The 20870-nt window shown below is 55.6% G+C and carries 22 protein-coding genes; 12 read left to right on the top strand and 10 right to left on the bottom strand.

All coding sequences use genetic code 11. The annotated features are described in order from the left end of the window. The first annotated feature begins 19 nt into the window (after nucleotides 1-19). The 3 genes from ADICEAN_RS02705 (at nucleotide 20) to ADICEAN_RS02715 (ending at nucleotide 2745) form a co-directional block, all read left to right on the top strand. A complete protein-coding gene (locus tag ADICEAN_RS02705; RefSeq protein WP_009193984.1) occupies nucleotides 20-586 on the top strand; it encodes a WG repeat-containing protein in 567 nt (188 codons plus the stop codon). A 90-nt stretch (nucleotides 587-676) separates the two neighbouring features. Then, entirely contained in the window at nucleotides 677-1993 is a 1317-nt protein-coding gene (locus tag ADICEAN_RS02710; RefSeq protein ID WP_009193985.1) for a toxin-antitoxin system YwqK family antitoxin, read from the top strand. A 146-nt stretch (nucleotides 1994-2139) separates the two neighbouring features. Continuing rightward, entirely contained in the window at nucleotides 2140-2745 is a 606-nt protein-coding gene (locus tag ADICEAN_RS02715) for a calcium-binding EGF-like domain-containing protein (protein WP_009193986.1), read from the top strand. Between the two features lie 46 nt (nucleotides 2746-2791). Here the strand turns inward: ADICEAN_RS02715 and ADICEAN_RS02720 are convergent, their stop codons facing one another. Both ADICEAN_RS02720 and ADICEAN_RS02725 read right to left on the bottom strand, forming a co-directional pair. Beyond that, on the bottom strand, nucleotides 2792-3871 hold the full coding sequence (locus ADICEAN_RS02720; RefSeq protein ID WP_009193987.1) for a fatty acid desaturase family protein: 1080 nt from the start codon (nucleotides 3869-3871) through the stop codon (nucleotides 2792-2794). Nucleotides 3872-4055: 184 nt separating this feature from the next. Beyond that, complete coding sequence (locus ADICEAN_RS02725) at nucleotides 4056-5168, bottom strand: D-TA family PLP-dependent enzyme (protein ID WP_009193988.1); 1113 nt, start codon at nucleotides 5166-5168, stop codon at nucleotides 4056-4058. A 163-nt stretch (nucleotides 5169-5331) separates the two neighbouring features. On the opposite strand from ADICEAN_RS02725, the gene ADICEAN_RS02730 reads away from it, so the two are divergent. From ADICEAN_RS02730 to ADICEAN_RS02745, 4 genes are read left to right on the top strand one after another with little or no spacing between them, the layout of a single operon-like run. After that, entirely contained in the window at nucleotides 5332-6279 is a 948-nt protein-coding gene (locus tag ADICEAN_RS02730; protein WP_009193989.1) for a phosphoribosylaminoimidazolesuccinocarboxamide synthase, read from the top strand. Nucleotides 6280-6321: 42 nt separating this feature from the next. Next, nucleotides 6322-6705, top strand: a complete 384-nt coding sequence (locus tag ADICEAN_RS02735; protein ID WP_009193990.1) for an STAS domain-containing protein — start codon at nucleotides 6322-6324, stop codon at nucleotides 6703-6705. Next, on the top strand, nucleotides 6706-7626 hold the full coding sequence (locus ADICEAN_RS02740) for a ribonuclease Z (RefSeq protein WP_009193991.1): 921 nt from the start codon (nucleotides 6706-6708) through the stop codon (nucleotides 7624-7626). 12 nt (nucleotides 7627-7638) lie between these two features. After that, complete coding sequence (locus ADICEAN_RS02745; RefSeq protein WP_009193992.1) at nucleotides 7639-8412, top strand: queuosine precursor transporter; 774 nt, start codon at nucleotides 7639-7641, stop codon at nucleotides 8410-8412. On the opposite strand, the gene ADICEAN_RS02750 is transcribed toward ADICEAN_RS02745, so the two are convergent. Continuing rightward, on the bottom strand, nucleotides 8402-9205 hold the full coding sequence (locus tag ADICEAN_RS02750; RefSeq protein ID WP_394330740.1) for an RNA methyltransferase: 804 nt from the start codon (nucleotides 9203-9205) through the stop codon (nucleotides 8402-8404). The genes ADICEAN_RS02745 and ADICEAN_RS02750 overlap by 11 nt on opposite strands. Between ADICEAN_RS02750 and tamL the strand changes: the two genes are divergently transcribed. Together tamL and ADICEAN_RS02760 are read left to right on the top strand one after the other, a co-directional pair. Continuing rightward, nucleotides 9156-11720 carry a translocation and assembly module lipoprotein TamL gene (tamL, locus tag ADICEAN_RS02755; protein ID WP_009193994.1) on the top strand — a complete coding sequence of 855 codons (2565 nt, stop codon included), beginning with the start codon at nucleotides 9156-9158 and terminating at the stop codon, nucleotides 11718-11720. The two genes, ADICEAN_RS02750 and tamL, sit on opposite strands and share 50 nt — an antisense overlap. A 194-nt stretch (nucleotides 11721-11914) precedes the next feature. Then, nucleotides 11915-12754: a mechanosensitive ion channel family protein gene (locus tag ADICEAN_RS02760; protein ID WP_009193995.1), complete on the top strand. Its 840-nt coding sequence runs from the start codon at nucleotides 11915-11917 to the stop codon at nucleotides 12752-12754. A gap of 121 nt (nucleotides 12755-12875) precedes the next feature. On the opposite strand, the gene ADICEAN_RS02765 is transcribed toward ADICEAN_RS02760, so the two are convergent. Together ADICEAN_RS02765 and ADICEAN_RS02770 are read right to left on the bottom strand one after the other, a co-directional pair. Next, nucleotides 12876-13418: a hypothetical protein gene (locus ADICEAN_RS02765; protein WP_009193996.1), complete on the bottom strand. Its 543-nt coding sequence runs from the start codon at nucleotides 13416-13418 to the stop codon at nucleotides 12876-12878. A gap of 133 nt (nucleotides 13419-13551) precedes the next feature. Beyond that, complete coding sequence (locus tag ADICEAN_RS02770) at nucleotides 13552-14019, bottom strand: MaoC family dehydratase (protein ID WP_009193997.1); 468 nt, start codon at nucleotides 14017-14019, stop codon at nucleotides 13552-13554. A 200-nt stretch (nucleotides 14020-14219) separates the two neighbouring features. Between ADICEAN_RS02770 and ADICEAN_RS02775 the strand changes: the two genes are divergently transcribed. Beyond that, the gene (locus tag ADICEAN_RS02775) at nucleotides 14220-14822 is read left to right on the top strand and encodes a MarC family protein (RefSeq protein WP_083879659.1); all 603 of its coding nucleotides are present in this window, start codon (nucleotides 14220-14222) and stop codon (nucleotides 14820-14822) included. A gap of 28 nt (nucleotides 14823-14850) precedes the next feature. Here ADICEAN_RS02775 and ADICEAN_RS02780 read toward each other — a convergent pair whose 3' ends face one another. From ADICEAN_RS02780 to ADICEAN_RS02795, 4 genes are all read right to left on the bottom strand, one after another. Continuing rightward, the gene (locus ADICEAN_RS02780; protein ID WP_152426287.1) at nucleotides 14851-15717 is read right to left on the bottom strand and encodes a hypothetical protein; all 867 of its coding nucleotides are present in this window, start codon (nucleotides 15715-15717) and stop codon (nucleotides 14851-14853) included. Nucleotides 15718-15879: 162 nt separating this feature from the next. Then, nucleotides 15880-16965 carry a DmpA family aminopeptidase gene (locus tag ADICEAN_RS02785; RefSeq protein WP_009194000.1) on the bottom strand — a complete coding sequence of 362 codons (1086 nt, stop codon included), beginning with the start codon at nucleotides 16963-16965 and terminating at the stop codon, nucleotides 15880-15882. A gap of 159 nt (nucleotides 16966-17124) precedes the next feature. Next, complete coding sequence (locus ADICEAN_RS02790) at nucleotides 17125-17688, bottom strand: peroxiredoxin-like family protein (protein WP_009194001.1); 564 nt, start codon at nucleotides 17686-17688, stop codon at nucleotides 17125-17127. A gap of 240 nt (nucleotides 17689-17928) precedes the next feature. Continuing rightward, a complete protein-coding gene (locus ADICEAN_RS02795; RefSeq protein WP_009194002.1) occupies nucleotides 17929-18897 on the bottom strand; it encodes a carboxylesterase family protein in 969 nt (322 codons plus the stop codon). 162 nt (nucleotides 18898-19059) lie between these two features. Here ADICEAN_RS02795 and ADICEAN_RS02800 point away from each other — a divergent pair, with 162 nt between their 5' ends. Next, complete coding sequence (locus tag ADICEAN_RS02800) at nucleotides 19060-19662, top strand: hypothetical protein (protein ID WP_009194003.1); 603 nt, start codon at nucleotides 19060-19062, stop codon at nucleotides 19660-19662. Between the two features lie 226 nt (nucleotides 19663-19888). Here the strand turns inward: ADICEAN_RS02800 and ADICEAN_RS22250 are convergent, their stop codons facing one another. After that, nucleotides 19889-20107 (bottom strand): hypothetical protein, encoded by a 219-nt coding sequence (locus ADICEAN_RS22250; protein WP_152426288.1) that lies wholly within the window; start codon nucleotides 20105-20107, stop codon nucleotides 19889-19891. Here ADICEAN_RS22250 and ADICEAN_RS02805 point away from each other — a divergent pair. Then, on the top strand, nucleotides 20094-20702 hold the full coding sequence (locus ADICEAN_RS02805) for a DUF1989 domain-containing protein (RefSeq protein WP_009194004.1): 609 nt from the start codon (nucleotides 20094-20096) through the stop codon (nucleotides 20700-20702). The two genes, ADICEAN_RS22250 and ADICEAN_RS02805, sit on opposite strands and share 14 nt — an antisense overlap. Nucleotides 20703-20870: the final 168 nt, after the last annotated feature.

The following is a 20870-nucleotide window of genomic DNA, read 5'->3' on the forward strand; positions in this document are numbered from 1 at the left end:
TGCGATTCACGAAGGTTTTATGGGCGCCCAGATAGGCCGCCAGCAGGGCTTTGTAGATACCAATGGCAAGCTGCGCATCGCCAACCGATACGATACCGTTACCTACTTTTCCGAAAGCATGGCTGCCGTAGCCATCCGCGGAAAGTGGGGCTATGTAGATAAGATCGAGCGCCTGCGGGTGCAACCTCTCTACGATGCTGCCTCTCCCTTTCAGGAGGGGGCCGCCATTGTATCGCTGGGGGGCAAGCAGGGGGTCATTACCACCAGCGGCCAGCGCATTCTGCCCCTGGAATATGACAAGATCAGCCGCCTGAGCAACGGACGCCTGCTGCTGCAGCAGGGCCCGCTGCTGGGCCTGGCCGATGCGAAGGGCAACCGCATTGTGAGCCCCAAGTACGATGCCATACAGGACCTGCAGAACGGCTACCTGCTGGTAAGCCGCGGGGGTAAAAAAGGGCTGATCAGTACCTCTGGCGTCAGCACCATTCCCCTGATGTGGGATGTGCTGGTCTACGATGCAAAAAACGGCCTCTACCTCTGCACCCAAAACCGGGAAGCTGCCCGCCGCATCAACCTGCAACGCTAAGGCGGAGCATAAAAACTAAGCCCCTTAACAGGACTTGAGGCACAATTTTGTAGGTTCGGGCGTTATACGTTCCTAAAGCTGATCTACTGCATGAAACACCTTGTTCTGCTGCTGGCACTGCTGGCAGGTACTGCCTTCTTTGGGACTGCCGTTGCCCAGGAGCGCATCATGACCTACCATGATTCTGCCCGCACCCTCATCAAATCGGTCTACTTTATCAAAGGGGGCGACAGCACCCGCATCCACGGCCCTTTTCGTGGATTCCATACCGATGGCTCGCTGGCCACCAAAGGGGAATTTAAGGAAGGACAGAAAATAGGCATATTTGAACAGTACTATCCCGATGGCAGCCTGCAGCGGGCCATTCCCTTTGAAGGGGGCCTGCGCCATGGCGAGCTCATTATCTATGATCCACAGGGCAAGGTGATGCAGCGGGCCCAGTACCGGCGCGATACGCTGGAGGGCGAGCTGACCCAGTACTATCCCGGGGGCGGCATTCACAGCAAGACCGAGTTTAAACGCGGCAAGCCCGATGGGCTGGTGCAGGAATACTACGAAAGCGGAACGCTTAAGGAAGAGATCCAGTATAAAGGGGGGCAGCCCAATGGCGTAAGCAAAAGCTATTATCCCAATGGCACTCTGCGCTCAGAAGCCCTCTACCGCAACGGACAGCAACATGGCTACTTTCGCACCTACCACACCAATGGCCAGCTGGATACCGAAAGCACCAACGAAGGGGGCAAGCGCATGGGCAGCTTTAAGCAATACTCGCCCGAGGGCCAGTTGCTGGTAGAAGGCCAGTACCTGGAGGGGCTGTTGCACGGCCGCAACCGCAGCTGGTACGACAATGGGCAGATCCGCCACATCTTCCAGTATGAAAAAGGGAAAAAGACCGGTACCAACTGGACCTTTTACCCCGACAGCATTGTGGAGAGCAAACAGCAGCTTACCAAAGACGGCAAGCTGCAGGAAGAAATATTCTGGCCCAGCAGCAAGCGCAAAGCCCTGAAAAGCTATGTGGGTGAGCAGCCCAGCGGTACCTGGACCTATTATGATGAACAGGGCACCCTTACCAAAGAAGAGCCTTATGTAGCCGGTAAGCTAAACGGCCAGCTCACCACCTACCACCCCAATGGCAAGATCCAAAGCACCCTTTTGTACCAAAACGGGCAGCCCCAGGGCGAAGAGAAAGAATACTACCCCAGCGGCCAGCAAAAAAAACTGTATACCTACAAGAGCGGCAAGCGTTTTGGCGCCTTCAAGGAGTGGAGCGAAACCGGTGTTTTAGTGGCCGAGGGGCAGCTAAAGGGCGATTTGCGCATCGGCAAGTGGACCTTCTATGACCAAAAGGGCAAGCCGATCAAAAAGGCTGAGTACCTAAATGGCGAGCTGGTGAAGGAAAACTAAAAATAACCGCTCATCCCCCCAAATTACCTGGCGTATATACTCCCTTCGTATATACGCTTTTTTATGCGCAGCTTGCCGCAGGTTTTGGATAGGGAGCAGAAGCGCTGCTCCTATCCCTCCCGGCACCTCTCTCCATTTTACTGCCCATGAAAACGCTTCTTGCTCCCCTGGCAGCGGCCATGCTGCTGTTTATTTCCTGCCAGAAAGAGACCTGTGCAGACGATCAGCTCAGCTGCCAGAATGGTACGATGCAGCAGGGCGCCTGCAGCTGCCAGCCTGGCTATGAGGGCACCCATTGCGATCAGGAAAAGCTGCCGGTCAGTGTACAGCTTACCCACATAGCAATACAGGGGTACCCCACCGGCGCCTGCACCAATTACGATGCCGACGATGAGCCCCTCTACCGCGATGCCGACCTGTACATGGCCCTTTACCACAACCAGGTGCTGCTGGCCCACAACCGCCCCCTGGCCGTAGAGAACTATGATGCCGCCCCCCTGATCGTTAACCTGGAAAACTGGCAGCTGCTCCTCCCCCACGATGGGTATGAACTGCGCCTGTACGACCGGGATGAGGGCCTGCAGGAAGAGGATCAGTTGATTACCAGCTTCCATTTCTTTCCCTATAGCCGGGGCAAGGGATTTCCGGACACGTATAGCCTGGAGGGCCACTACTATTGCGAAGCTGGCCACTATAGCTACAACCTGCCTTATAGCCTGCAGCTGCACCTGCAGTATAGCTTCTCAGACTAAACCAGGGGCACCCATCCTGCCCAAAGCGGCCGGCAGCAGAGGCCGCTTAGGCCAGGCCAACCTTTTTGAGGTGCAGCAGGTGGGAGCGCAGCGCGCTGAACATGCTGGGAAACTCGTGGTACACCACCCCATACTCGGCGCAGGTGGCCCGCACAATCTTGTTGATCTGCGGATAGTGTACATGGCTGATGCGGGGAAAAAGGTGATGCTCTACCTGAAAATTGAGGCCGCCCAGCACCCAGTTGAGCGCCCGGCTGCCAGTGCCAAAATTAGCCGTGCTATTGAGCTGGTGAATGGCCCAGTTGTTTTCCAGCTGCAGGGTTTCACCTTCAGGGGGTGCCACAAACTGGGTTTCTTCCACCACATGGGCCAGCTGAAAGGTTACGGCTATGACCAGGCCTGTTACCAGCGCCATCACCAGATAGCCGGCAATGGTGGCCAGCACCCCTACCATGAAGAAGGGGATGAACAGGAAAACGGTATAGTGGATCAGCTTGGAAAGCCAGAAGGTAAAATGCTCCTTCATGTCCATTTTGGGCAGAGGGGTGCTTTCGGTGGTCTTGCCGGTAAAGTATTTCTGAAAATCTACGATAAAGATCCAGGACAGGTAGGTAAGGCCATACAGCAGCAGGGCGTAGATGTGCTGAAAGCGGTGTACCCACAGCTTTTTCTGCTCAGGGTGCATGCGCATAAAGGGCTTAACGTCGATATCGTCGTCGATGCCCTCTACATTGGTGTAGGTATGGTGGTTTACATTGTGCTTCTGCTTCCAGAGAAAGGAGTTGCCCCCCATAAAATTAAGGGTAAGCGCCATAAGCTCATTCACCCGCTTGGAGCGGGAGTAGCTGCCATGGGCGCCATCGTGCATGATATTAAAGCCCATGACCGCCAGGCAAAAGCCCAGCAGCATGCACAGGCTCAGGCTCACCAGCACCGAGGCAGGGGTAAAAAACACCAGAATGGTGTAGCAGACCAGAAAAACACAAAACAGAATAATGGTCTTGGAATAAAGCTCGGCATTGCCGGTGGGGCTGATCTGGTTATCCTTAAAGTAGGCATCGGTACGGGTGCGCAGGGTGCGAAAAAAACCCGAATGGCTGGAATTGAATTTTACGTTTGTTGACATGGATATGAAATTGTGGGCTGCTCAGGAAGATTCAGCCAGACTAGTCCGGCCTTCTGCCCCCCCACGTTCAGGAAAATTTACGAGTATAAACTACTTATAAGACAGTTTAGCGCCCCATTTGTGACAGCTGCTGCTGCATATTCTCTAACGGCAACTGCTTGCTCTGCGTTCCACCATTAATTTATTAGACCTCCAGGCGCCGCCGGCGGGCCAGCACCTCCCATCGGGCTGTGGCCTTCCCCTCTTCCACCACATAGGCCTCATCATACAGGTTCACCGTTGGGCAGATATGGTAGGGCACCCCATAGAGCACATCCCCTACCTGAAGCGCATCCCAGCCCTGCACCCGCAGCACCCCATGCTCTTCGCTCTGGCTCAGCAACTCCCAGTCCTGCAGGTTCAGAAAGCGCACCCGCTTGTCAATGGGGTTTTCGGCGGCCACTCCCTTGTGGCCAAGGTCGATTGTAACGATACCAGGGGCCGGTTTGGAGATAATGCGGGTCAGCAGCAGGGCGGCGTACTGAAAGGGCTGCTCCCTGAGGGCATCGCCATAGCCCCAATCCCAGAGCACACAGGTACCAGGGCTGCAGAACGTATCTTCCCGCAGCCGGTGGGTGGTAAAGGCGGGGGTTCCGCCCGCTATCAGCATAGGGCTGGGCAGGCCGGCTGCAGCAATCTGTTCCATAAGCATTTCCACCCTCTTAAAGTCCTGCTCGATGCTCTTTTTGCGTGCCTCAAAATCGGGGGTGCGCCAGTGGCCATCGTATACATGCAGGCCGTGGCAGTGCAGGTTGGGCTGCTGATGCAGGTACTGGTACAGGGGAAAGATGTCCCCATCCAGGGGGTGGCCCGAGCGGTTCATGCCATTATTCACATCCAGCAGCACATGGCCCACCAGGCCGGCCCGGGCAAAGGCCTGCTGGTGGGCATCGGCGGCGGAGCGGCAATCCAGCAGGGAGGCCATAAACACCTGCGGATAGCGCTGCCGCAGCCGGATAAAGCGGTCCACCTTGGGCCCTACCAACTGATGGGCCAGCACCAGGTAGTTGCCTCCTGCCTGGCAAACCATTTCGGCTTCGGCAATGGTGGCACACTTAAAGCGGCTGATGCCGGCAGCCAGTAACATTTTCACCACTTCGGGCATCTTGGTGGTCTTTACATGCACCATCAGCCGGTCACAGCTGCCGGCAAGGGCAATCATTTGCCCGATGTTGTGCTGAATACGGTCTTTGTAGAGTAACAATGAGGGGGAGTCCAGCTCGGCCACATTTGCCAGGGTATACCAGGGAGGGGTCATCTTAAAAAAAGTGTGTCAGGTGCCTAAGGTAAGGGTTTAGCGCATAGGGGGCAAATGGGGAGCGGCAATCGTACAGGCCCGCCCCGCTTGCCCGCAGGTCTCCCGTTGAATTAGCCCGCTGCAGCATTAGCACATTAGCGCATTAATAAATACCTTTGCCCGCATGCAGGCCTTAAAAGAAACCAACTTTACGTTTCCCGCACAGACGGGCTTTTACCGGGGCAAGGTACGGGATGTGTACTCCTTTGGCCAGCAGATGGCCGTAATTACCACCGACCGCATCTCAGCCTTTGATGTGGTGCTGCCGCGTGCCATTCCCTACAAGGGGGCGGTGCTCAACAGCATTGCCGCACATTTTCTGCGGGCCACGGCCGATCTGGTGCCCAACTGGCTGCAAAGCACCCCCCACCCTATGCTCAGCATTGGCCGGCGCTGCCAGCCCTACCCGGTAGAGATGGTGGTGCGCGGCTACCTGGCCGGGCATGCCTGGCGCCAGTACCGGGAAGGACACCGCATGCTGTGTGGTGTAGCCCTGCCAGAGGGCCTGCAGGAGAATGACAAGCTGCCCCAGCCCATCATCACCCCCACTACCAAAGCGCATGAGGGGCATGACGAGGACATCAGCCGGGAGGAGATCATAGGCCGGGGGCTGGTGCCGGAAGCCGAGTACCGGCAACTGGAACAGTATGCCCTTCAGCTCTTTAGCCGCGGCACCGAGATGGCCGCAAAAAAAGAGTTGATCCTGGTTGACACAAAATATGAATTTGGCCGTACAGAAGAGGGTACAATTCTGCTCATTGATGAAGTGCATACCCCAGACAGCAGCCGGTATTTTTATAGCGAAGGGTATGGGGAACGTCAGCGCAAGAAAGAGCCCCAGCGGCAGCTCAGCAAAGAGTTTGTGCGGCAGTGGCTGATCAGCGAAGGGTTTCAGGGTAAAGAAGGGCAGCAGATCCCCGAGATGACCGACGAGCTAGTGCAGCATATATCTGCCCGTTACCTCGAACTTTATGAAAAGATAACCGGTTTACCTTTTACAAAGCCCGGCGGAGAAGACTCCCTGGAGGCGCAGCTGGACGCTGCCATCCGCCAAAACATAATCCCACAATAATTGTTACTTTTTACTAACTTTGCGATAAACTTTTTTTGGAGAATGAAATACTCTATTGACAAGCAGGAGCGCTACAGCCTAGTTATTTTGCATGAAGAAAAACTGGACACTACATTGGCGCCCAAACTCAAGTCGGAATTGATCACCCTGCACGCAGAGGGTGTCAAAAATATTGTGCTGGATGTGTCGGAGGTGAAGTACATTGACTCCAGCGGGCTTAGCTCACTGCTGGTTGGCAACCGCATCCTGACTGAAGACGGCGGTATCTTTGTGATTGCCTCCCCTACCGAGCATGTGCAGAAACTGATCAAGATCTCCCAGCTGGACAATGTGCTGAGCATACTCCCCTCCCGGGAAGAAGCAATTGATGCGGTGTTTATGAACGAGATCGAAAACGACCTCAACAGCGGAGATAATCTGAACTAATTGGCCTTTCAGGTAAAAATACTGGGGTCTAACTCCGCCACCCCTGCCCATAACAGGAACCAGACCTCACAACTGCTCATCGCCGACAATGAGTACTACCTTATAGACTGTGGGGAAGGTACCCAGCTGCAGCTGATCCGCTACCGCATACGCTTTCATCGTATCAACCACATCTTCATAAGCCACCTGCACGGCGATCATTACCTCGGGCTGATGGGCCTGCTGCTGACCATGAACCTGCAGGGCCGCCAGGAAGATCTGCACGTGTATGGACCGGCAGGCCTGGATGAGATCCTCAGCCTGCAGATGAAGTACAGCGGCACCATTCTTCAATACAAACTGCACTTTACGGCCGTGGAGCAGAGCGCTCCCGGCCTTCTTTTTGAAAGCAAGCTGCTTACGGTAGAAAGCCTGCCCCTGGTGCACCGCATTCCTTGCACCGGCTTTCTCTTCCGGGAAAAGCCCAAGAGCCGCCGCTTTAACCGTGCCAAAATGCAGCCCGGGATGACGGGCGATGAGATTGCCCGCCTGAAAAGCGGACAGGACATTTACACCCCAGAGGGGGAGCTCAAATACCGCAGCCTGGACTATACCCTGCCCCCACGCCGCTCCCGCTCCTATGCCTACTGCTCCGATACCCGCTACGAGCCTGCACTGGTACCCCTGCTGCAGAATGTGGATGTGCTTTATCACGAGGCCACCTTTACCAGCGAGTTTGAGAGCCGGGCGGCCGAAACCTTTCATTCTACGGCACGCCAGGCAGGCCTGATCGCTCAGGCCGCCAATGCCCATATGCTGCTGCTGGGGCACTACTCGGTTCGCTACAAAGAGCTTACCCCCCTGCTGCTGGAGGCCCGGGAGGTATTTTACAACAGCTATCTTGCAGTAGAGGGCGAAACCATCGATATTGGGGCAGATTGACCCCTGCTAGCCTTGAGCCCCTTTAGACTGGAAAAACGCCACCTGCTGTATCTGTTTCTTTCGGCCCTGTTTCTGACCAATGCCCTGCTGGCCGAGCTGCTGGGGGTAAAGATCTTTTCGCTGGAAGCCAGCCTGGGCCTGCCCCCGGCCCAACTGCCGCTGCTGCCTGGCTACATCCTGGATTTTAACCTTACGGCCGGGGTCATGATCTGGCCCGTGGTCTTTATCACCACCGACCTGATCAATGAGTACTTTGGCAGGGAGGGGGTGCGGCGCATCAGTTTTATTACCGCCGGCCTCATTGTGTATGCCTTTGCCGTCATCTGGGCCGTAACCCGCCTGGAGCCGGCCGCCTTCTGGCTGGAGCTCAACAGCCGCGATCCCGAGGGGCAGCCTTTTAACATCAACTGGGCCTATACGCTTATTTACCAACAGGGGCTGGGCATTATTGTAGGCTCCATTACAGCCTTTTTGCTGGGGCAGCTGCTGGATGCCTGGGTGTTCCAGAAGCTGCGCCGGGCCACCGGGGGGCGCTTTCTGTGGCTGCGGGCCACGGGCTCTACGGTGGTGTCGCAGCTGGTAGATAGCCTTGTGGTGATCTACATTGCCTTTTATGTGTTTGGCAACTGGCCCCTGCAGCAAATCCTGAGCGTGGCGCTGCTCAACTACATCTACAAATTTTTTGTGGCCGTGCTGCTTACCCCCCTGCTCTACCCGGCCCACCGGGCCATAGACCGCTACCTTGCAGGCACTGCACCCGAACAGCAGCCCAGGATCAGGGCCTGATGGGCTGGCTGCGCCTGAGGTTATCGCAGATGATAGCGGTGGCAATGGCCACATTCAGCGACTCGGCCTGCCCGTAGGCCGGGATGGTGAGGCGCCCGCTCAGTTTTGCAGCTACTAGCGGAGAGATGCCATGCGCTTCGCTGCCCATAAGCAGGTAGCCCCCTTCCGGAAAGGCGAAGCTGTGCACCGGCTCGCCCTGCAGATCGGCCCCATAGACCGGCAGCCGTTGTTGCTCCAGAAAAGGTAAGAGCTCGGTATAGTAGGCCTGCACCCGGGTAAAGGAGCCCTTGCTGCTGGTGACTACCTTGGGGTTGTAAAAATCAACGGTGCCGGGGGAGCAGATCAGCTTGCGGATGCCGTACCAGTCGGCTATGCGGATAATGGTGCCCAGGTTGCCGGGGTCGCCCACCTCTTCCAGCAGCAGGGCCCACTCGCCGGGGCCCGCCTGCAGGGGCAGGTTGGGCTGCATTTCTACTACGGCCAGAGCGGTATGGTTGGTTTGCAGTGTACCCAGGGCATCCAACTCGGTCGGGCTGGCCTCCTGCAGCTGTAGCGGCTTCTGGCTCAGGATATCCGCATGTTCTTCCAAAAACATTGGAGTAGCCAATAGCGTTTTGACACTATAGCGGGATTGTATAACTTCCAGCACGCTTTTTGCGCCTTCCACTAAAAACAGATTTTCCGTTTTCCTGTACTTTTTTTGATGCAGGGAGCGAACAAGGCGGCTTAGATTTTTGGATACCATGACACGAAAATATTGTTTCTTGCCGGCTTTTGGCCGTTTGCTGCTCATTTTCTTCTCACTTACCCTTTTACAGGCCTGCCTTGGCATTAAACATCTGGAAGAAAACGAATACCTGCTCTATCAGCAATCCATCGAGGGAAACAACACCATAGCCGATGATGAGCTGGACGATTTTTACCGGCAGGAGGCCAATGTGCGCACCCCCCTGATCCCCTGGGCGCCTTATGTTTCCATCTACTACCTGGGAGAGAACTTCTATAATCCCGACAAGCTGCGCCGCAAACGGGAAGAAACCATCCAGAAATTTGACGAACGCATAGCCGAAGCTGCTGCCGAAGGCAAAGAGCGCCGCCGGGACCGCCTGCAGGCCAAAAAAGAGTCGAAGCTTGAAAAAATAAACCGCAACCTGGAGGAGGGCAATATGCTCATGCGCATTGGCGAGCCCGTGACGGTCTATGACAGCACCCTGGCCTCCCAAAGTGCCGACCAGATGCAGCAGTACCTGCACAACAAAGGCTTTTTTAACGCTGCTACCCGCTACACCTCCGATACCACCGACCGCAAGGTGAATGTTACTTACCACATCACCGAAAACCGGGAGTACCTGGTAGACACCGCCTGGCTTAAGGTAACCAACCAGCAGATCCGCCAGCTCATGCTGGACCATATAGACCAGAGCTACCTGCTAAAGAAAAAGCGCTACGACCAGGCCGATCTCTCCTCGGAGCGCAACCGCATCAACGAGCTCATGCGCAATAATGGCTATTACGAGTTCAGCCCCCAGTACATTGAGTTCAACGTAGACTCTACCTACGGCGATCACCTGGTCTCCATTGAAACCGAAATTCTGCGGCCGGCCGACAGGGGCTACCACCGGCAGTTTACGGTTGATTCGGTGGTGTTTGTGACGGATGCCACTGTGCGGGGCGACCTGGAGGGCCGCCAGAATGAGGTATACAATGGGGTTACCTACCGCTTTTTTGAAGACCGCTACTCCAAAAAGATCCTCAACAACCGGGTGTTTATCCGGCCCGACAGCCTCTACAGCCGGCAGGAAACCATGGAAACCCAAAAGCAGCTGGCCAACCTGGACAACTTTAAGTTCATCAACATCAATTATGATACGGCCGACGGCAAATTTATCAGCTACATCTATACCAACCCCCTGAAGCGCTTTCAGACCAGCAACGAACTGGGCCTTACCTATAGCATTGGGGTGCCCGGACCGTTCTTTACCAGTACCTGGACCATGCGCAACGTCTTTGGCGGGCTGGAAAACCTGGAGTTTAACGTGCGGGCCGCCCTGGAAGGGGTACCCTCGCCCACAGACCCCAATACCCCCTTTACCAGCCGGCAGTTTGGCGGCAACCTGTCGCTGATCTTTCCGCAATTTCTGGCACCCCTGAGCGAACGTAGGCGCAATTACCTGGGCCACTTCAACCCCAAGACCCGCATGCTGCTGGGGGTAAACTTTACCGACAGGGGCGAATTTACCCGGAACAGCTTCAATACCTCCCTGCTCTACTCCTGGCAGACGGAGAAGCGAAACCGGGGCAATTTTTACAACAACCTATACACCATTGCGCCCATCGACATTAACCTGATCCAGTCCGAGTTTAGCGGCGACCGGGAAACCAACCGCTTTTACCAGCGCCTGCTGGAGTGGCGGGATCAGGGCAACCCCTACATTTATTCCTTTACCTCCTCTTTTGTAAGCTCCATTTATGGCTTTGCGGTGCTGAATAAGAACAACTACGGCACCTACCTGGAGCGTTCCCGCTACATACGCCCTTATATCGAAAGCGGGGGCACTACCCAAAACCTGTTCGACTTTGGCTTTATACGGGATGGGGGTCTGCTGGGGGGCGATAGTCTGGCTACTTTCCGCTTTCTTAAGTTCAGCAACGATTATCGCCAGTTTATCCCCCTGAAGGGAAAAAATGCCATTGCCTGGCGCATCAATGCCGGTGTGGCGATCCCCTACGGTAGCGGAGGGCAGGATGAAGCCGGCAACCCCATACAAGCCACCCTACCCTATGAGAAATTCTTCTTTGCGGGCGGTAGCAACAGCATCCGGGCCTTCCGACCCCGCCGCCTGGGACCAGGCGTGTATACCCCCGATCCGGAATATCAGGTAGATGGAAATTCGTACACCAACCTGATCGAGCAGCCGGGCGAGGTGATCCTGGAGGCCAGCATCGAACACCGGCACAATATTTTTGGCTTTCTGAACGGGGCGCTCTTCCTGGATGCGGGCAACGTCTGGCGCCTGCGGGAAGCCGCCGCACAGCCCGGCAGCCGCTTTGAGGCCAGCCAGTTCTACCGCCAGATAGCCCTGGGTTCCGGCTATGGGGTCCGGCTCGACTTTTCATTCCTGATCATCCGCTTTGACCTTGGCTTTAAGCTCTATAATCCGCAGGCGGTTACCCCTCTGGGTGGGGGCGAGTTTGATTACAGCACAGGCTGGATCTTCAACAAGCAGTATGGCGCCGGTGCCGAAGAGCTTTCCTTCTGGGACAAAGACCCCATTATCCTCAACATTGGCATTGGCTACCCCTTCTAAAGAGCCTGACGGCTGCGATTGGCGGAAAGGGGGCTCTCTAACCAGCTAAGCCCTATTGGATTTGCTAAAAGGAGCGGGCTCAGCCTGTAGGGATCTATCTCCTGCAGCAGCATTGCTCTATGCTGATTTCTCCGCCAAAGCTGCATGAAAACGGGGGGAGTTTTGTATTTTTGGTCCCTTCAATCTGTTTGATCATGCAAGACATCAACATTACGGCAGTCGTTACCAACCTTACCGAACTGGCCACCCTCTACATTCCCAAACTGCTGCTTGCGCTCTTTACGCTCATCGTAGGCCTCTGGCTGGTTAGCAAGCTAACCATGCTGCTGCGGCGCGCGCTTACCAACCGCAAGGTAGATCCTTCCCTGGCCCCTTTCCTGAGCAGCATCATTAAAATAGTGCTGGTGGTAATGCTGATCATCAGCGTTGCGGGAATGGTGGGCATAGAAACCACCTCCTTTATTGCCGTATTGGGTGCAGCCGGTCTGGCCATAGGCCTGGCCCTGCAGGGTAGTCTCTCCAACTTTGCCGGTGGGGTGCTTATCCTCTTTCTGAAGCCCTTTCGGGTAGGCGAGGTCATTGAAGCGCAGGGGCTTATCGGCACCGTTACCGAGATCCAGATCTTTCATACCTACATGCTTACCTTTGATAAAAAGGTGATCATCATCCCCAATGGTCCGCTGGCCAATAATAATATCGTAAACTATTCCCGGGAAAAATCCAGGATGGTGGAGTGGGTATTTGGCATCAGCTACAGCGACAGCATTGACCAGGCTCGCAGCATTATCCGTGAGGTGATCTTTAGCGATCCGCGGGTGCTCAATGTTGAAAACCCCTACATCAATGTACTAGCCCTGGCCGACAGCTCGGTTAACATACGGGTTCGGGCAGAGGTGCTGCAGGAGAATTACTGGCAGATGTTCTTTGACATGAACGAACGGGTGAAAAAGGCCTTTGACGCGCAGGGCATTACCATTCCCTTTCCGCAGCGCACCCTGCACATCCAGCAGGCACCCAGCCAGCAGCTTTCCTAAACCAGTCCTTTCACTGCAAAAGCCCCCTGTCTGCATACACAGACAAGGGGCTTTTTTTATGCTGCTTCTGCCAGGCCAAGGCCCCTGCAGCTCCTCTGCCGGTTGCCGGCAGCGCATTGCATTAATGCAGGGTGGTGGTCAGGTCAAAATCGGCTCTAAAGCGCAGGGCGCCATCCCGTTTCAGGATGTAGCTGAGCGTTTTGCCATCCTGGCTTAGCTGCAGGCTCCATTCGTTGGTAGCAGCAGCCGGAATAAGGGCGGCCGTATGGGCATCGGCCGGGAAGTACTGCACCCAGGGGGTACCTGCTGCATTGGCCATGCCGCCGTACATCGTAATCTCATCGGGGGTGCCGTCTTCGTGCCGGTGGTCGTGCTTCAGCTGCAGGCCCTCGGGCAGCTGGGTAAGCACCCAGGTACGGGAGCGGTCGGCCCCTACATGAAAGGGGATGCGAATCTCCCGGGCCTTGCAGCTGGTAACATGGATGCTGAGCGCCTGGCCGCTAAAGGGGTCTGCCCCTCCTTCGGGAAATACTACCCTGCCGCCATAGCTATTGCCGCACAGGGTTCGCATCTTTTCCAGAAAAGGCGATTGAGCCGCCAGTTGCTGGCCGGCCAGCACAAACACAATCAGTATAGCAAAGCGATAAAGGGCTGGAGAACGCATATAGGTACCTGGTATTGGATTAGAAAGCAAGGGGCTGCACCGGCTGGCCTAACGCCTGCCTGCCCCCTTGCACAGGGCTTGCGGCCCCTGCAGGAGAAGCAAAACAGCAAGCCCTGCGGCGGCGGTGGTTGCCCTACTCGTTGAAATGGTAGAGAAAGGTGATCACCCCGGTATAGGCAGGCTTCTTCTCCCCTTCTACCTCCATGCTTACCTCCAGCTGAGCTTTGGCAATGCCGCGCAGGTTTTTTACCGATAGCACTTTTACCCGCAGGCGCACCCGGCTGTTTACCGGCACGGCTTGTCCAAAACGCAGGCTCTCGATCTCGTAATTGACCTGCATCTTGATGTTTTCTACCGATACCACCTGTGCCCAGAAATGAGGCAGCAGCGCCACGGTAAGATACCCATGGGCAATGGTATTGCCAAAGGGCGATTCGGCTTTGGCCCGTTCGCTATCCAGGTGAATCCACTGATGGTCCAGGGTGGCATCGGCAAAAAGGTTGATCTGCTCCTGGGTAATGGTGTGCCAGTCAGACACGCCCAGCTCGGTACCTTCATACTGCTGAAATTCAGCAAAGCTGCGAATAACGGGTTTGCTCATAGATGTTCGATCCTAAGGATATAAAAAGATAACAAAAAAAGCCCCCAAGGTTTCTGCTTTGGGGCAGGGCTGTCTGCAAAGGTAAAGCCTTTTGTATGTTTACCAAGAACTATGGCCGTACGGATAAAGGGGGCAGCCGGTCGTACTGCGGCTTTTTTCGCCAACAATGCGGCCATGGGGCTGTTTGGACTTATATGGATATGTCTGCTGCAATACTGGCCTTTTTGGTCATGCTGAACCCCTTTGCCCTGTTTCTCTACCTGAAACCACTCATGCGGGACCTCTCCGACCGGGAATTTTTCTCGGTATTTCTGAGGGCCAGCCTTATTTCTTTTTGCATTTACCTGGTCTTTGTGCTGTTTGGCAACTTCATTTTTGCCCGGGTATTCCGCATCTCCTTTGAGTCGTTTCGCATCTTTGGGGGTATCATCCTGTTTTCGCTGGCCTATATGTTCATCGTGCGGGGGCGCAAAGCCTTTATCCAGACCAAAGGCGACCTGCACGACATGGCTTCCGAAATTGCCCTGCCCTTTATGGTGGGAGCCGGCACCATATCCCTCTCCATCCTGCTGGGTGAGCAGCTGCCCATGCCCTATGGGGTGCTGGCACTTACCCTGATCATGATCATTAATTTTATAATTGTGCTGGGGCTCAAGGAAATGCGCAGCCGCATAAAGGTGCACAAATTCCGGGTGGCCTTTGATAAGAATATGGAGATCCTGCTGCGCATCAACGGCTTTTTTGTAGGCGCCATCGGCATTGACATGATCGCCAACGGCATCCGCAACATGTTTCTGCTTTGATGCTGCCCGCTCGATGGGGGCATACAGCTTACGGATTGCGCCGGTAAAAGTGCAGGTTTACCACCGTGCCAAAGCCTTTTTCGCTAAGGGTAAAAAAGCCATCCCGGGCATTTGAGAAAGCCACCGCCTCGCCCTGGGGCTCCAGGCGGTAGGGCAACAGCCGTGCTTCCTGCCGGAGAGCATCCGCAATGGACTGGCCTTTGCTGCGGCTGTAGTGGTGCACATTGGGGTATGTTTTTAAAAGTATCTCGCTGCCATCGGGCGAGAGGGCCGCCCCTACTACGCCGCTAAAGGGCAGCTCACCCACCTTACGGGCAGTATTCAGCTCACTATAGCTGTAGGGGGCCGCCAGTTTGAAGATCAGGGAAGGGGTATCCCGCTTGGTAATGATAAAAATGTCCTTGCTCTGGGGATCGATCAGAAAAGCTTCGGCATCGTGCGGGCCATCTTCGTACACAAAGCGGATGGTACGGATATCGCGGACCGTATCGGTGCTGGCGCCAGGCTCGGCAAACTGGTAGAACGCATAGCTCTCATAGCGCAACAGGTTATCACCGGTTTCGGCAATGAACAGATCGGAGCCCAGGCGGCTCATTTCTTCCCAGTCCCTGTTTACAATCCCCTTCAGCTGCACGGTTTTCTGCACCTTGCCATCATGCCCCAGCAGGTACAGCTGCGGCTGGTTTCCGCTATCCTCATGTACCCATAGGTGCTTGCTCACTGTTTTGCTATCGACCAGGCCGGAAGCTTCCCGGATCATGGGCACTACCACATGCGCTGCCGGTATGGAGTCATACAGCAGATAGGCTTTGTCGTCGGCAGGCACTACCTCTTCCTGAGAGCAGCTAATGCAGCCAAAAACCACCAATAAAAGTGAAAGAAAATCTACTACCATGCGCATTACTCATTAACCCCGCAAGCGGCCTTCTGTTTCGGTCAGGGGCGTACTCAAATACAAAAAACAAATCTACGAATAGTTCTACTACAAACAAGCCTAAACTTGGAGAACTCCCGGATCATTTTAGCGCACTCGCAGGGGTGGGTGAAATGCCCGCAGCTACCGCTGGCGGATGCGGCCCCAGCGCTTCATCAGGGGCAATACCTGCTGCAGGGGAAGCGCCTCTATGGTGCGGCCCTGAAATCCCTGCATGCGCTGGGCTGCAAATAGCGAGTTGAGGATGGCCTCTTCCGTAGCTTCAATGGTTGCCAGAAAGAGGGGGGTTACGGCATCATTGTGCAGCACCTGGCTGGCGTACAGCCCATCTCCGGGCGTATGGGGGATCAGGTTTTCGGGGGCTACCGACAGGGCAATCACATAATCGCCGCTGCCGTTGGAGGCAATTCCCCCTGTTTTGGCCAGCCCCAGCATGGCCCGTTTGGCCAGGCGTTTGAGGTTGCGGGCATCCAGCGGCGCATCGGTGATCACCACCATCATGCAGGAGCCATCGGCCTGCTGCTGCAGCCGCTCCCGGTAGGGGTAGCGGCCCAGTTCCTTCCCTACCGGTACACCGGCAATCTCCAGCACCCCGCCAAAATTGCTCTGCACCAGCACCCCTACCGTATAGCCGCCCAAAGGGGCCGGCAGTACGCGGGAGGAAGTGCCAATACCCCCCTTATAGCCAAAGCAAACCGTACCGGTGCCTGCGCCTACATTGCCCTCGGCAACCGGCCCGTCTTTGGCCTGCTGCAGGGCTTCCAGCACATGGGTTTCGGTTAGGTACCGGCCGCGGATATCGTTGAGCCAGCCATCGTTGGTTTCGCCCACTACGGCATTTACCGACTGCACCCCCTCATTGCCCGGCTGGCGCAGGGTATAGGTGATCAGGGCATTGGCAGCCACCGGCACGCTTAGGGTGTTGGTAAGAATGATGGGGGTTTCCAGATTGCCCAGCTCCTCTACCTGGCTGTAGCCGACCAGTTTGCCAAAGCCATTGCCAATGTAAATGGCCGCCGGCACCTTCTGCTGAAACAGATTGCCCTTGTGGGGAATAATGGCTGTAACGCCCGTGCGAATGCTATCGCCGGAAATAAGGGTGGAATGCCCTACCTGTACCCCTGCCACATCGGTAATGGCATTGAGCGGGCCGGGCAGCAGCACCCCGGTTTCAATACCATGCGTGCGCATGCGCTGGGCAGTGGCCATAGGCAGGAGGCTAAGGAGCAGAGGAATGAACAAAAGCAGGAATCGCATCATCTCTTCCCTAAATACGGGAATTGCGGCCGCATTTGCAATCAGCCCGATTCTGAGGCTGCTCAACAGGTGCTGGCCGGAGCGCAATCACTCCTATACAGAAGGGATTGATCAGGCCGGCACGGCTTCACTATCGGCAAAAGCCTTAATGGCGCTGAGGTCCATGCGATCACTGAGGCGCTGGGAATAATGCAGCTCCCGCACTACCAGTCCCCTGTCCAGCAGAAACTCGGCCGGCATGGTGGAAAACGATTCGCCATCGGCCATGGGGTGCAGGGGCACCCCTGTCATTTTGGCGGTAAGGGCGGTTTGCACAAAGGTGGTCAGATGGCCCATGGACGATTTAAACAGGGAGGTTTCCAGCCCGTAGGCATCGTACCATTTCTTTTCCGGATCGGAGATGATGGGCACCGGGGATACTTCCTGGTGAAAGGTGCTTCGGAGTATGATCTGCTCCTTAGACTCAAAGAAAAAGATCATTTCCAGCCCTTTTTGCTGCAGCTCTTTGTGAAGTTTGGTCAGCAAATGCACCCGCAGGTTACAAAAAGGGCAGCCCGCATGCCGAAAAAAGGCAATCAGGACTTTTTTATCCGCATAGCTGGCCAGGTCAATGGTCCGGCCAAAGACATCCCGCAGCACAAAGGTGGGGGCAACAACATTTCTTTCTAGACGCATGCAGCCAAGTACGACAAATTTAAGCAGATCGGATCTCTGACGTAGTATTTTCGCTCATTCTGCTGCAATTGCCCCAGTTTTGTTGAGCATAGGCCAGCCGCTTATTTCCAAGGGATAAACAAAAAATGGCATAGGGTTTTCAGTACACAGGTGCAGGCCAGGAGCTAGAAACAGGCCTGTTTCCCTGTTTCCCCCTGGACCTTTTACTGCTCTGAAAACCCACAGCTAGCCCTGTGCGGCTTAGGGCTTGCTTCGTTTTTGCTGCAGCATCCAGTCGTAGATGTCCTGGCCGGCATATACCCGCACCCAGGCATCGTGGTTCATGTCGGCATGGATGGTAAATTGTACCTGCTGATGGCCATGGCTTTCAAGCGCATTGAGGGCGGGGTAGAAAAACTGGGGCTGCACCACCCCATCCCGGCCACCGGCAAAAACCCAGAGGGGCAGCTGCCGCTCGGCAATGGGCTTCATCAGATCGGGATGGCCATAGCCTACCACCGGCACCAGGGCAGCAAACAGCTGGGGGTGTTTGCCGGCCATATACCAGGCCCCAAACCCGCCGTAGCTGATGCCGCTCAGGTACAGGCGGTCCCGGTCTGCCGCATAGGTGCTGAGGGTACTTTCAATGATGCCCAGCAGGTCCTGCTCCAGCATAAACCAGCCTACAGGCGGCCCCTCGGGCGGAACGGGCAGCGCAGGGTTCTGCACGGCCCCGGTCATGGGAGTGGGGGTGGGAAACTTTGCTGGCCTGGGGGGTACCCCCTGGGTCTGTCGACGCGGGATATCAGCTGCCTTACGGTTGCGAATGTAGTCGGCCAGCGAATCCATTCCATACATAGGCAGTTGGGGAGAAACAATAATGAAGGGCAGGTCCCGCTTTTGTACCCAGGCTTCGTAAAGAGGGCCATGGTGCAGCACATAATCCAGCTCCTCTTTTGCATTGCCCCGCTCGCCATTGCCATGCAAAAAAAGGAGTACTGGCCATTTCTTTCCCTTTTCGGTTTTATACCCCTTAGGCAGATAGACAAAATATTCCCGTTGCTGCCCGGTGGCCTGGCTTTGGTAGGCTACGCGGGTGAGCTCCGCCTCGGAGGGTGTGGCGGCGGCCGCTTGCCGTTTCTGCGCCCGGGCATGCGGCAGGGGCAGTAGGAACATCAGGCAAAGGGCCAGGCTGGCAAATAATGGAGCGTTGAGTTTGGGGCAGCGCATCGGATAAAAATTTGGTGCTGCAGGTAAGTTAAAGAGGCTGGCGCAAATAGTAGCCCTTATGAAAAAGAAAATTGGCATTTATGGGGCCTTACTTGACTAGAGCAGCCGTATTTAGTACCTTTTTAGGGCAAACATCGCAATTTTTTAGTTAGCCCTACAGACATGACTCGCATTGCCCCCCTTCTACTGCTAGCCACCCTGCTGGTACCCCTTTATCCCCTGCAGGCACAACAGACAGCTCCTCCTGCTGCTGATAAACAGATTGCCCTGGCGCTGCTGGCTGCCCCCTCTGACAAGCGGGAGGGCGCCGCCGTATGGGGCTACTCGCCCATGGGCGAGCTGGTGCTGCTGCGCAAAGGTACCAATGAGCTGGTGTGTCTGGCCGATGATCCCCGGCAGGAAGGGTTCTCGGTTTCCTGCTATCACAAAGACCTGGACCCCTTTATGGCCCGGGGCCGGGAGCTTCGCAAAGGAGGCATGAGCTTTCAGGAGATCTTTGATACCCGGGAAAAGGAGAGCAAAAGCGGTAAGCTGATCCTGCCAAAGCAGCCGACAACCCTCTTTGTCTATACGGCCCCCAGGGAGAGTGTGAATGTGAGCACCGGCGAGGTTAAAAACGGCTACCTGCGCTATGTGGTCTACATCCCCTGGGCTACGGCCGAAAGCACCGGTCTGCCCCTGAAGCCCGAGGGCCCAGCCATGCCCTGGATCATGTACCCCGGCACCCATGCCGCTCACATCATGATCAACCCGCCACAGGAGTAGGAGGCAGCTGGCCTCCCTGCTACACCTGCAGCAGGGAGCAGGGTATTGCCAATAGACAGGTCCCCAACGGGTGTGCCTGCGTGTACCTGCCTGAAAGCCAGGCTGCTGCCTGTTTCCTTCATTCCCTGTTTGGGAGTACCGCTTTTAGAGAAATGCCCCTGCACAGGCAAGCCGGCTAAACTTCAAATCAAAAAAACCAACCTTACCCCCTCTCGCTACGTTCTAGCTATAAGTTGACCAGCAGGCTGGAGCAGCCAGCATTTTTACAGCGCAGCGGGGCAAAACAGAGCAGCTGTTGCCCTTTTAGGGAAGTATCGCCCATACTTTTTACTTTGTAGACCGGGGTAGTTTTCACCATCAGGATTATCGGGCCGAAAACACCCACAGACAAACACACATCAGCCTCTTTACGCTTAACCAAACCACCACTCATGAAAATCACCATGAAAGAAGTAGTGAAGGAACGGATCGATCCACATTCAGGCACCGCTTTTGAATTACGGCAGGGACAGTTGCTAAAGGTAACAGCTCCCACAGGCGAGCAGGTAAGTGAACTTATCTGCTATAACCTTACGGATCCGGATGAATGGTTGAGCAGCGGGCGAACCCTGGACCATGCCGGCGCCTGGCTGATCCGCCAGGGCCATGTGCTGTACAGCAACCGCAGCAGGCCCATGCTTAGCCTGCTGGAAGACAGCTGCGGCCGCCATGATTTTCTGCTGGCCCCCTGTAGCCAGGAAATGTATCAGCAAACCAACAGCACCGAGGCCAACATTTCTTCCTGCCATGAGAACCTGCACGGCCGCCTGATGGCCTGGGACATAGATCCGGATGAGATCTACATCACCTTTAAGCTCTTTATGAATACGCAGCTGCAGGCCGATGGCAGCCTTTCGGTAGACACCCCCGCCAGCAAAGCGGGCGATTATGTGCTCTTCCGGGCCGAAATGGACCTGGTGGTAGGCCTCACCGCCTGCGCCGCTGCCCAGTACAACAACGGAACGCTCAAGCACATAGAATATGAGATCATAGAGGAGTAGCCGGCACCGGCCGCTAGCATCATAAAACCCCCTGGCACTGTACAATACAGCGCCAGGGGGTTTGTGTTTAGCAGGGGGGGTGTTCTTAATACCCCAGCAGCTCTTCAAGCCTGGCGGCTACTTTATCGGCATTGGGCAGCATGGCTTTTTCCAGCTCCACATTCAGGG

Source organism: Cesiribacter andamanensis AMV16 (genome assembly GCF_000348925.1).
Lineage (GTDB): Bacteria > Bacteroidota > Bacteroidia > Cytophagales > Cyclobacteriaceae > Cesiribacter > Cesiribacter andamanensis.